Genomic DNA, 10343 nt, shown 5'->3' with positions numbered 1-10343 from the left:
CCGCCAGACTCCCTATAGAAGAACCCGGTTGATTAGTCAGCCGGGTTTCTTATTTTAGTACTGAGAAGTACAACAGAAGAAAAAATAATACCACAGCAGCCTAATGGCTGCTGTTGCTGTATCTAGGTCAGAGAAGGGAAGGACTGCTGACGCAGCGCTTCGTAGAGGACGATGGCGGCGGCGTTGGACAGGTTTAGTGAGCGGATGTGCTCTGACTGCGGGATTCGCAGACACTGCTCTGCGCGAGCCTGTGCGAATGCCCGGGGCAATCCGGTGGTTTCGCGACCGAAGAGAAAGTAGATTTGCTGATTGGGGTCGCTGTAGTCGAACTGAGTGTAGTTGCGAGTGCCGTAGGTTTCTATCAGGTAGACTTGTGCATTAATTTGAGTTTCGGTCATGCTGATGAATGCTTCCAGACTATCATGATAATGAATATCTACATGAGGCCAGTAATCCAGACCAGCACGCTTAAGCATCTTGTCATCGGTAGAGAAACCTAAAGGATGAATTAAATGCAGGCTGGTATGTGTGCCGGCACAAGTACGGGCGATATTGCCGGTATTAGCAGGAATTTGAGGTTGATACAGAGCTATGTGCAGACTCATCTGATTGGTTTTTATTGATACAAAAAAGATGATTAGTATAATCTATATTAGAAATTTAAGTGACTACTGCTTTGAATGAAGAATGTGACAGATGTATCGCTTATTCGCTTAACTGCTTATAGATAGAAAATTTCTATACCATTTTAATTTAACATAGATTAATCTTATTTTTTATCATTAAATCTACAGATATTTCATTTAAACAATAAAGTAATAATCCAGATTAGCCAGAGCAGAGCACAGCTTATTAAGGAATATTTGAGTTGCTTCAGTGCTCCCTGATATCTTTGTTCCAAAGTAAAATCTTGCAGTTTTTGTTTGTGCCAAATAGAAGTAAGAATAATACCAGCCTGCCGGTTATTTTCCTGAGTGAGTTCAGAGAAATAATGATTATCCAGCCATAGCCGCCAGCATTGATAAATAACTATACCGGCACCAGCTGTGATCAGTGAACGTATTAAGCCGCCAGATGCGCAAAATATTGCCCATAATAAAGGTATTAATGCCATCAATAACAAAAAGCGCCAGCTTGCTAATGTGTGGTTGACTAACACCTTACTAAGTTCATGTTCATTGGATTCTGGGTTATGCTGATATGCCATTGCTCAAGAAGTTCCATATGTTTGGAGCCTAGTACAATTTGCGGGCGTTGTTGCTGCACAAATGTACAGGCCTGTTCTACAGTTTTAAAATTATCAAAAGCCAGCAGCCATGCTACTACTACAATGGCACTACGTGATAGTCCCAATGAGCAATGGATTAAAACACTATTGTGCTGTGTACGTAATTTTTCTAATTCACTGACAGCTTGTTGCAATTGCAACATACTGGGGCAAACCAGATCCAGCATCGGTATACATGTATACACGCGATTATATGTAGATTGGGCGCGTGGAAATTCGAATGTTAAATCCAGAATGGCTTTTTGTTTAATACTGCTGCAAGGATAACTACCCATAAAAATGTGCTCATTGATTGGGCTGATAGCAGGAATTTTACGGGTATACAGCCATCTGGAAATAGTCATCAGACATCGCCAGGGAAATAACAGAATATAAGTAGCCGCTGAATATTTGCCATGCTGTGATTTATATATTGTATTAACACCAAAATGATATGAACAACTGACAATAAATAAAGATAATGCCAGCCATAATAACCACGGAGTAGAATAAATTCCAAAACATAAGCACACAAGCGCTGCTGTTGCATAATACTTAGTCAGCTTTTTTGACTGTGTACACGGTATATGAATATGGGTTTTTGGTATTTTTTTAACCGGTATTAGCCAGTCAATAAACATACCAATAGCTACGCCGATGATTACATCAATAAAATGATGCTGCCATGTCGTCAATACAGAAATACCAATTAACAGAAACCAGCAATGAATCAGCCAGCGCAGACGTTTAGGAGCATGTTGTAAAAAGTGTTGCCACAGCAGCCAGCTTAGGATGATATAGAGTATTGAAGATTGATTATAAGATAAATTAAACTGCTCCAGCTGATTAAACCACCAGCCGGTAAAACCTTCAACTTTGGGACGGATAAAGCTAAAACGAAGAGGAAATAGTAAAAAACTGATACAGGCTATTGTAGAAGCTAATACTAACCGCCAGGCCTGACGAGTCTGTTCAGATACAGAGCGACACAAAAATAAAGATATGCTATAGAGCAAAGCCAGACTACAGTAAGGAATAATGGTGAGCGGAATAAATGGGATGTATTGTTCCCAGCTATATACCACACTATTAATATCAGCTCGTGTGGCAGTAAACTGATTAACCAGTTCATACGTTACCAAGAAAAACGGCGCCAGAATGATTAACCAGCCTACTGCCAGACAGTTTAATTGACTACGCAACTTCATGATGCACGGCGAATTGCCATGGATACGCTGAAAATCCCCCATTCATCAATAATTTGTGCACATTTATCAAAACCGGCTGCACTTACCAGAGCATCCATTTCACCTTGAGAACGATTACGCATAATCCACGGCTGACCCTGACGATGGCTGGTTAAAGACCATGCAATGGTTTTCAATTGCGGGTGCCAAGGTTGATTTGTGTAAATCAGGATACCACCGGCAGGGATAGCTGCTGCTAAACCATTTAGTGAATTGCGTAACAGAGAGTTATCCGGAAAAAGTTCATAAAGTCCGGAAACAATACCCAGTGTAGGCTGAGGTGTAAGTACTGCGAGTTGTTCCTGATTGAAGGCATCACCAATTTCAAATCGCGCTTTATTGCTTAAACCATAATCAGCAATCATCTGCTGACCTTTGCTGACATTAAGTTCACTGTAGTCGCGTAATAAAATTTCTTCAACTGCATTGATATTGGATAATGCTTCAATGACATACCTGCCATGACCGGCAGCAATATCAACAACCCGAACCGGAAGATTTTCTTCCTGTAGTTTTGATACAGCTTGTTTAATCATATACTCCAGATTAATTTTGCGTTGCCGGATACCTCGCCAGCCAATGCTATTGAGATAAGCTTTGTCAAATTGTTTTCCCAGCCAGTTTTGACCCTGAGGCTGATTCTGATAAACATAATCCAGTGTACTGCCGGAATCAAAGCCAGTTTCACAACCCAGTTTAATACCATTAGAAAGTTTACCAAGGGTTGTCATACCTTTATGTAAGGCACGATAACTAAAGGCACTGAAAGAAAGCGGAACCGGTCCGCCGCTTAATTCACGCCAGTTATCTGCACTCGGGCTCCAGCGATCTTCATGCTGATAATTAAAAGCGGCTACTGGCTGCTGATATAAGGTATCGATAAAGCTGCGAATTTTTGTAAAAGCTTCTTCTCGGTTAAGTTCGCCCAATGTGTCGTGATAAAAACCGGGCAGAATGTGCATTTCTTTGAGCGGATTGCGAATACGCTGATAGAAATCCAGTTGTGGTTGCCTGTGCACTACATAATCCTGACCGGATATCAGCAGTTGTGTAGGTAAAGTAATAGCAGCGGCATCTTCAATGACGCGGTCGGCTGTACGGTATAAATCCAGTAAAATATTTACTGCAATTGCACGGGTAATCAGCGGATCGTTATTAAAACTGTTAACACGTTCAGGATCATGAGTCAGATACTTGCCTTTGACATAGGAATTAACAAAGAACAGACCTTTCACATATTGTCCGAAACTAAGCAATGGCCGGGCAAACGGCACGTACAGTTTTACTTTAAATGCAGGAGAGGCTAATACAAGTCCGCGAATTTTCGGGGCATAATCATGTGCCCATGTTGCTGCCAGTACCGCTCCTACACTTTGCGCAATCACTATGATATTCGAAAGAGGAGTTTGGCTGTCTGCGGCAACAAAATGCATAAATTCATCTACATCCTGTACAGAACGAGCCAGAGACGGGCTGTAACCGCGAGGGCCGGGAGAGTGGCCATGCCCGCGGGCATCCCATGCATAAAAATCTGTATCCGGCATGTTCAGCTCATCGACAATGTGCTGCAAACGGCCTGAATGTTCATGCCCGCGGTGAAACAATACAATAACTTTACGTATTGTGCCGGAGGTAATAGCAGGCCAGTGTCGATAAAATAATTCTTGTTTATCGCTGGTATAAAATGTGCTTTCTTTTGCTTGGCGTTGTTCAGTCATCAGAATCTCTTTTCGTATATTGCGGACGCAATGCGAGTAAATTATTTAATAAATCTGCTTTAAACTGGTCTTTATCCGGCTGGTAATACATGGCACTACCAATATTAATGTCTATGAATAGGGGCAGCGGAATACGATTACCTTTAGCCATAATCTGTTCAGTTCCCTGTAGCCATACCGGAATGATGGGTACAGTTGGCATAGCAGCGCTTAAATACCAGATACCTGATTTGAGCGGTTGCATTTTTCCGGGTTCGCCACGAGAGCCTTCTGGAAATAGGATAAGGATTTTGTTTTGACGTAAGGCTTCTTCACAGCCCTGAAGCGGATTGTTCTGGCCGCCATTCTGACGGGTAACCGGAATAATGTTGAGAATATTAATTGCAAACCAGGCCAGCCATTTATTACTCAGAAAGTAATCTGCTGCAGCTACCGGATGAATCTGATTTTGCTGTAAAGGTGAGTATAGACCCATCAGTGCAAATACATCCATGTGGCTATTATGATTAGCAACAATGATTGCCGGACCCTGTTTAGGCAGATTGTGATGCTGATGAATACGCAAACCCAGCCAGAAACGCATAAACGGCCATTCTATACATAATGCAAATATGGGTTTGAGTAATGATTTAAGCATGATTTAGTAGTAAAAATAGCGAACAAAATGAAAAAATACCGGTGCAGTAAAAATCAATGAGTCCAGACGATCAAGAATCCCTCCGTGGCCGGGTAATATCGTGCCGCTGTCTTTAATACCAATATCCCGCTTGATTGCAGACATGACAATATCACCACAGAATCCGCTTATACTGATGATCAGACCTGCAATTAAAGACATTTCCCAGCTCAGTGGTGTCAGTATAGGACCCAGCAGCATGGCAGCAATTGTCGTGCTGGCTATGCCGCCAAGTAGTCCGGCCAGAGTTTTGTTCGGGCTGACTTTAGGTGTTATTTTGATTTTACCCAGAGATTTACCCCACAAGTATTGAGTAATATCATTGAATTCTGTTAAACCCACAAGGAACAGTACCAATAGCGCACCAGTTTGCTGATGATCATTCGGCAGTACCAGCAAACTGGCAACATGGCTGAAAGCAAATACAGTTGTCATCAAACCCCACTGCAATTGAGACACTGTACGCAGAAAATGTTTGGTATCACCAGCAATAACCATTCGTGCCGGTAAAAACAGGAACATATATACCGGAATAAATATAATAAAAAAACCGTACCAGTTACTGCCGATAAACCAGTAATTAATCGGAATAGTGATAAACATCCACAGGATAGGCATACGGTCTGCATGGCGTGCCGGTACCAGCGTTAAATATTCTTTTAACGCCATAAAGCTGACCAGAGCAAAAAAACATATCCCTAACCAGGATGGACTGATTAATGCCAGAGAAAACAGTATAATAATAATCCACCACGTTCGAATACGCAGTGTGAGTTCATGCCAGTCTTTATCTGGTTTCAGGCACACTAATAAGCCATTGATAACTGTAGCCAGTAATAAAAGGCTGAAAATGACCAGTAAGGATTTTTGCAACAGCATATCAGTGTTCTCCGGTCAGGGCACTGCGACAACGGTTAACACAAGTCCAGACCAGTAAGACAATTGATACACACCACAGCAGATTGTTCCATGATGTTAATTCTGGCCAGATAGCCAGTAATAAAGACCATGTACCGAAAATCAGGGCGCGATCACTTTTACCCATGGGACCCGCATAGCTGCGGATGCCATTTATTGTTTGAGCAAGAATGCCGCAGAATTCCGTAAGTACTGCACAAAAGAGCATTACCAGTACCACAGTTGTATTACTGCCCGGTAACAGAATGAATGGCACATATAAGGCAATATCAGATAAGACATCACCCAATTCATTTAAGACAGCACCAAGCCGGCTTTGCTGGTTACATTCACGAGCGAGCATGCCATCCAGTGCATTGAGCGCCATTCTGATAAACAATGTAATCGGTAGCAGCCAGAATAATCCCGGATGCGGAAAAATAGCCAGTATGACACCGATTAATACAGAAAGACCAATTGCAGAAAGGGTAATGTGGTTTGCTGTAACGCCTTTTCGATACAGCCAGAACATGAGCGGGCGTAATAATTTTTGAAAAGCAGGTTTGATACTGTAAAGAGTCATGCTTTTATAAATTAAGTTATGTAATTTCTATATTATAAAATGTATTTAAAATTTTTGTTTTGTTATTTTTATTAAACATGTTAGGCTGCTGTACCGATTTGTTAAGGCATACTGCAAAACCCACGTTAATAAATATTACATGAGGGGTTTATTTTCAGTGTTTTGATTAATAATTAGTGAACTGCTATACATTTTTTAAATTTTTACTGTTACGTGATGAATTTATAGATGAATTGCCGGTAATGCGTGAGAGTATTACCGGCAATTTTCAGGATGAAATAGGTTTATTCACCTTGTGGCAGTGCCCACATCTGATTTTGATTGTATTTCTGCATAAATTGTTTAAATTCTGGTGATTGATAGGCTGCTTTTAAGTCTTTTGCCCACTGTGTATCTTTATTTTTTTCATTAATGGTAACCACCATTTCCATTTCCGGAATTACTTTTTCACGAAGTACGGCTTTTTTCGGATCAAGTTTAGACTGGTAAGCAATCCCACCGGAGGCGAAACCGAAATCTACTTCACCTAGTGTGCGCGGAATCATGACTGAATCCATTTCTTTAATTTTCAATTGTTTTGGATTGCTGACAATGTCTCTGGATGTTGCCAGTATCGGGTTAGTACCGGATTTGAGCTGAATGAAATGATTATCGGTCAGAATGCGCAATGCACGTGAAGTATTGGCCGGATCACTGGGAATCAGCACAGTAGCACCATTAGGCGCCTGCTGAAAGGATGTGTATTTGTCTGAGTAAATGGCAGCCGGTATGGTAGGGATATGTACCAAAGGATACAGATGTGTACCTTTTTCACGGTTAAAGACATTAAGATAGGCAGTATGCTGATCCAGATTAAAATCAACCTGACCATTATTAACAGATTGATTATTCACTTCCAGCGTGGAAAAATTCATGGTTTTAATGGTGTAGCCCTGTTTTTCCAAAATAGGTTTAATGCCTTGTTCAAATACTGTGCTGTAAGGCATAGCAGAGGCACCAAAAACCAGCTCTTTTTTGGTCGTACTGTCTGCTGTGGAATCTTGCTGAGTTTTAGAGCAGGCAATAAGACCTGTTGTCACGAGACAGAATAAAACGAAATAGATAATTTTGTTCATAATGTGCCTGCTAAAAATTTAATATGGAATTTAAGTATATAATTGGAATTAGTTTGTAAATATACTGATTTTAAATAACTTTACTACTAAAAAGAATATGGGTTTATGCTATTTACCTATTGTTTGAATTGTTATGCTTACTGATTTAGAAAAAAACGCCATACGTGATCATTACCAAAGTATTGCCAGAAGTTTGCCTAATTTCCGGCCCCGGCAGGCACAGCGGGAAATGATTGCAGCTGTTGCCAATGCATTTTCACGCACTCAGCAACAGCAGGATGGTGAGGATGCACCGGAGCGCAATGGTGAGTCTATCGTTGTAGTAGAGGGGCCGACAGGAGTGGGTAAAAGTCTGGCATATTTACTTGCCGGCGGAATTATGGCGCAGACGCGCGGCAAAATACTGGTAGTAAGCAGTGCGACTGTTGCCTTGCAGGAACAACTGGTCGGGCGTGATTTACCGTTTGTAGTCAGACACAGCGGACTGAGTCTTAGTTTTGCTCTGGCTAAAGGACGCGGACGTTATTTATGTCCCTATAAACTGTATCAATTAACCCAATTAAACGCACAGGACAGTTTGCAGGGTTTTGAACCACAAATGGTACTCTGGGAGCGGAAGCCTAAAAAAGAAGAATTGGCAGTATTGCGTAATATGGCAGATCAGTTTGCTGCCCGTACTTTTAATGGAGACCGGGATACATGGCCGGAACAAATTGACGACGGTTTATGGCAGAAAGTAACTAATGATCGCCATGGTTGTTTGAAATCCGGGTGCCCGAACCGCGCCGAGTGTCCTTTTTTTCTGGCGCGGGAGACGCTGGAAACGGTGAATGTTGTGGTAGCCAATCATGATTTACTGCTGGCTGATATCGGCATGGGCGGTGGTGTAATTTTGCCGGCACCGACCAACAGTTTTTATTGTATCGATGAAGCGCACCATTTACCGCATAAAGCTTTACAGCAATTTGCGGCTGAACATAGTTTGAATCAGACATTATGGTTTTTAGACCGGATTGGTAATATTGTAGATAAAGTAGCTGGTGTGCTGGATAAAAGTGAACTTGCAGTGCTGGCTGTTGAAGCTGCATCGGGTTTGCAGGAAAGTTTGCAGGAATGGCTGATTTGTCTGGCTGATGAACCCAGTCTGGCAGTACAGGACGGTATCGAAGAAAGCAGCTGGCTGTGGCCGGATGGTGAAATACCATTGAGTTTGAATATGCTGGTAAATAATACCGCTATCGCCGCACGAATGCTGCTGAAACATTTAAATGGTATGAATGAGGCATTATCTGCCTCTAGACGAGATAAGAATAAGGATAGCAGCCTGCTTGATCAACTCAGTACTGATTTGGGCATGCTGCTGGCGCGAACTGAACAGGTCGTGGATGTATGGGATTTAATGTCCACGGAAAAAGTTGAAGGCGAAGCACCACTGGCTAAATGGATTACTCGGATAGCTAAAGATAAGGTTGACTACAACTTTCATGCCTCTCCCATTACCAGTGCCAGTAAGCTGGCCAGTGGTTTGTGGCGGCGGGCGGCGGGGGCATTGCTGACCTCGGCCACATTACGCTCACTGGGTACATTTGATTTACTGTTAAAGCAAACAGGCCTGAGCTGGCTGCCTGATACTACTATGCTGGCACTGGACAGCCCGTTTCATTTTGCAGAACAGGGTGAGCTGTATATACCGGCACTGGCAGCCAGCCCGAAAGATGCGGCAGCGCATACCAGCGAAATTGTTAATTGGCTGCCGAAGCTAATTAATGAAAGCGAACCTATTGGGACGCTGGTATTATTTTCTTCACGGCGGCAAATGCAGGAGGTCGCGCTGAAATTGCCGGACAGTCATTTGCCCTTATTGCTGGTGCAGGGAGAAATACCTAAACAGATATTATTAGAGCGCCATCATGAGGCAATTGCTGCCGGTCGTCCAAGTATTATTTTCGGTCTGGACAGTTTCGCTGAAGGTCTGGATTTACCCGGTGAGATGTGTGTGCAGGTCATTATTGCCAAGTTGCCGTTTGCTATGCCGGATAATCCGATTGAGAAAACCCGCAATCAATGGATAGAGGCACGCGGCGGTAACCCGTTTATGGAAATTACTGTGCCGGAAGCCAGTATCAAGCTGATTCAGGCCGTAGGGCGGCTGATTCGGACTGAAACAGATTACGGCCGGGTTACTATTCTGGATAATCGTATTCTGACTGCGCGATATGGTAAACAGTTACTGGCGTGTTTACCACCTTTCAAACGTATCGGCTGAATATGACTACAGATGTAATCATCAATGCAACTGTATCCTGCTCAGTACAGGGAAATTGTCATACAAACCCTGTACAGCAATTGACAATCAATTGATTAATCTTTAATATTAGAAGCTTTCGTATATTTATCTGGATTAGCTTTTATGAAAACCTTTTCAGCTAAGCCCCATGAGGTGAAGCGCGATTGGTATGTGGTTGATGCTCAAGACAAAGTTCTGGGTCGTCTGGCTGCTGAAATCGCCCGCCGTCTGCGTGGCAAACATAAGCCAGAATACACGCCACATGTTGATACTGGTGATTACATTATTGTAATTAACGCTGACAAACTGCGTGTGACTGGTCAGAAACAGACTGACAAAAAATACTATCGCCACTCAGGTTTTCCTGGTGGTATTTATGAGCGCACTTTTGCTGAAATGCAAAACCAGTTTCCTGGTCGTGCGCTGGAAAAAGCCGTTAAAGGTATGTTACCTAAAGGCCCGTTGGGCTATGCCATGATTAAAAAACTGAAAGTATATGCTACTGCAGAACATGGCCATGCTGCTCAACAACCTAAAGTTTTGGATATCTAAG

The 10343-nt window shown here is 42.4% G+C and carries 10 protein-coding genes; 2 read left to right on the top strand and 8 right to left on the bottom strand.

Annotated elements, in window-relative coordinates; all coding sequences use genetic code 11:
- Positions 1-122: 122 nt before the first annotated feature.
- From trmL to H3T75_RS10620, 8 genes are all read right to left on the bottom strand, one after another.
- The gene (gene trmL / locus H3T75_RS10655) at positions 123-605 is read right to left on the bottom strand and encodes a tRNA (uridine(34)/cytosine(34)/5-carboxymethylaminomethyluridine(34)-2'-O)-methyltransferase TrmL (RefSeq protein ID WP_198211696.1); all 483 of its coding nucleotides are present in this window, start codon (positions 603-605) and stop codon (positions 123-125) included.
- A gap of 194 nt (positions 606-799) precedes the next feature.
- Entirely contained in the window at positions 800-1207 is a 408-nt protein-coding gene (locus H3T75_RS10650) for a hypothetical protein (protein WP_198211695.1), read from the bottom strand.
- On the bottom strand, positions 1153-2475 hold the full coding sequence (locus tag H3T75_RS10645; RefSeq protein WP_198211694.1) for a phosphatase PAP2/dual specificity phosphatase family protein: 1323 nt from the start codon (positions 2473-2475) through the stop codon (positions 1153-1155). Before H3T75_RS10645 ends, H3T75_RS10650 begins: the two co-directional genes overlap by 55 nt.
- Positions 2472-4232: a bifunctional alpha/beta hydrolase/class I SAM-dependent methyltransferase gene (locus tag H3T75_RS10640; protein ID WP_198211693.1), complete on the bottom strand. Its 1761-nt coding sequence runs from the start codon at positions 4230-4232 to the stop codon at positions 2472-2474. The genes H3T75_RS10645 and H3T75_RS10640 overlap by 4 nt, the downstream gene beginning before the upstream one ends.
- On the bottom strand, positions 4225-4869 hold the full coding sequence (locus H3T75_RS10635; protein WP_037393225.1) for a 1-acyl-sn-glycerol-3-phosphate acyltransferase: 645 nt from the start codon (positions 4867-4869) through the stop codon (positions 4225-4227). The genes H3T75_RS10640 and H3T75_RS10635 overlap by 8 nt, the downstream gene beginning before the upstream one ends.
- Positions 4870-4872: 3 nt before the next feature.
- Positions 4873-5787 carry a phosphatidate cytidylyltransferase gene (locus tag H3T75_RS10630; RefSeq protein WP_198211692.1) on the bottom strand — a complete coding sequence of 305 codons (915 nt, stop codon included), beginning with the start codon at positions 5785-5787 and terminating at the stop codon, positions 4873-4875.
- Position 5788: 1 nt separating this feature from the next.
- Positions 5789-6388 carry a CDP-alcohol phosphatidyltransferase family protein gene (locus tag H3T75_RS10625; protein ID WP_084547199.1) on the bottom strand — a complete coding sequence of 200 codons (600 nt, stop codon included), beginning with the start codon at positions 6386-6388 and terminating at the stop codon, positions 5789-5791.
- Positions 6389-6672: 284 nt separating this feature from the next.
- On the bottom strand, positions 6673-7503 hold the full coding sequence (locus H3T75_RS10620) for a MetQ/NlpA family ABC transporter substrate-binding protein (RefSeq protein WP_025329929.1): 831 nt from the start codon (positions 7501-7503) through the stop codon (positions 6673-6675).
- Between the two features lie 133 nt (positions 7504-7636).
- On the opposite strand from H3T75_RS10620, the gene dinG reads away from it, so the two are divergent.
- On the top strand, positions 7637-9769 hold the full coding sequence (dinG, locus tag H3T75_RS10615; RefSeq protein ID WP_198211691.1) for an ATP-dependent DNA helicase DinG: 2133 nt from the start codon (positions 7637-7639) through the stop codon (positions 9767-9769).
- 144 nt (positions 9770-9913) lie between these two features.
- Positions 9914-10342 (top strand): 50S ribosomal protein L13, encoded by a 429-nt coding sequence (gene rplM, locus H3T75_RS10610; RefSeq protein ID WP_025329931.1) that lies wholly within the window; start codon positions 9914-9916, stop codon positions 10340-10342.
- The last annotated feature ends 1 nt before the right edge of the window (position 10343 follow it).

The organism is Snodgrassella sp. W8135 (genome assembly GCF_016101225.1).
Classification (GTDB): Bacteria; Pseudomonadota; Gammaproteobacteria; order Burkholderiales; family Neisseriaceae; genus Snodgrassella; species Snodgrassella alvi.
This window is presented reverse-complemented; position numbering and strand designations above follow the sequence as displayed.

What these genes read in the sequence shown, in the direction of transcription:
- H3T75_RS10650 (WP_198211695.1), bottom strand. Translation starts at nt 1,207, where the DNA reads ATGGCATATCAGCATAACCCAGAATCCAATGAACATGAACTTAGTAAG.
- H3T75_RS10645 (WP_198211694.1), bottom strand. Translation starts at nt 2,475, where the DNA reads ATGAAGTTGCGTAGTCAATTAAACTGTCTGGCAGTAGGCTGGTTAATC.
- trmL (WP_198211696.1), bottom strand. Translation starts at nt 605, where the DNA reads ATGAGTCTGCACATAGCTCTGTATCAACCTCAAATTCCTGCTAATACC.
- rplM (WP_025329931.1), top strand. Translation starts at nt 9,914, where the DNA reads ATGAAAACCTTTTCAGCTAAGCCCCATGAGGTGAAGCGCGATTGGTAT.
- H3T75_RS10640 (WP_198211693.1), bottom strand. Translation starts at nt 4,232, where the DNA reads ATGACTGAACAACGCCAAGCAAAAGAAAGCACATTTTATACCAGCGAT.
- dinG (WP_198211691.1), top strand. Translation starts at nt 7,637, where the DNA reads ATGCTTACTGATTTAGAAAAAAACGCCATACGTGATCATTACCAAAGT.
- H3T75_RS10625 (WP_084547199.1), bottom strand. Translation starts at nt 6,388, where the DNA reads ATGACTCTTTACAGTATCAAACCTGCTTTTCAAAAATTATTACGCCCG.
- H3T75_RS10630 (WP_198211692.1), bottom strand. Translation starts at nt 5,787, where the DNA reads ATGCTGTTGCAAAAATCCTTACTGGTCATTTTCAGCCTTTTATTACTG.
- H3T75_RS10620 (WP_025329929.1), bottom strand. Translation starts at nt 7,503, where the DNA reads ATGAACAAAATTATCTATTTCGTTTTATTCTGTCTCGTGACAACAGGT.
- H3T75_RS10635 (WP_037393225.1), bottom strand. Translation starts at nt 4,869, where the DNA reads ATGCTTAAATCATTACTCAAACCCATATTTGCATTATGTATAGAATGG.